At 49.9% G+C, this 1,007-nt stretch carries 1 protein-coding gene; it reads left to right on the top strand.

The annotated features are described in order from the left end of the window. Window positions 1-1,007: F0F1 ATP synthase subunit alpha (atpA, locus tag ACTHSP_RS20810; protein ID WP_440346861.1), on the top strand; the 1,007-nt coding region annotated here is incomplete at both ends.

Below are 1,007 nucleotides of genomic sequence, written 5' to 3'. Positions count from 1 at the left end.
CTGTCCGTCAATGCAGAAGTGCGTACCCGTGGTACCGTTGTTTCTGTTACAGACGGCATTGTGCGCATTCATGGCTTATCAGACGCGATGCAAGGTGAGATGCTCGAATTCCCCTGTAACACTTTCGGTCTGGCCATGAACTTGGAGCGTGACTCCGTCGGTGCCGTAGTGTTGGGTGAGTACGAACACATTAAAGAAGGCGATACAGTTACCTGTACCGGCCGTATTTTGGAAGTGCCGATCGGTCGTGAACTGGTTGGCCGCGTAGTTGATGCATTGGGTCGTCCTATCGATGGTAAAGGTCCAATCAATACAACATTGACTGCTCCAATTGAAAAAATTGCCCCAGGTGTGATTGCGCGTAAATCGGTTGACCAACCAATGCAAACCGGCCTGAAAGCCATTGACTCAATGGTTCCGGTTGGTCGTGGCCAACGTGAGTTGATCATTGGTGACCGTCAAACCGGTAAAACTGCCGTAGCACTGGATGCCATCGTTAACCAAAAAGGTACAGGCGTTATCTGTATTTATGTGGCTATCGGTCAAAAAGCATCTTCTATTGCCAACGTAGTGCGCAAATTGGAAGAGCATGGCGCGATGGAACACACTATCGTGGTTGCTGCAACTGCTTCTGAAGCCGCTGCACTGCAATACATCGCCCCTTACTCCGGTTGTACCATGGGCGAATTCTTCCGTGACCGCGGTGAAGATGCACTGATCGTATACGATGACTTGTCTAAACAAGCCGTTGCATACCGTCAAATTTCCCTGCTGTTGCGCCGTCCTCCCGGTCGTGAAGCATATCCTGGCGACGTATTCTATCTGCACTCCCGTTTGTTGGAACGTGCGGCTCGCGTCAGCGAAAACGAAGTTGAAAAACTGACCAATGGCGAAGTAAAAGGCAAAACCGGTTCTCTGACTGCATTACCGATTATTGAAACCCAAGCCGGTGACGTATCAGCATTCGTACCAACCAACGTAATTTCGATTACAGACGGCCAAATCTT

This window comes from Neisseria sp. P0001.S005 (assembly GCF_051963715.1).
Note: the sequence above shows the minus strand (reverse complement) of the source record. Positions and strands in the feature narration are given on the sequence as shown.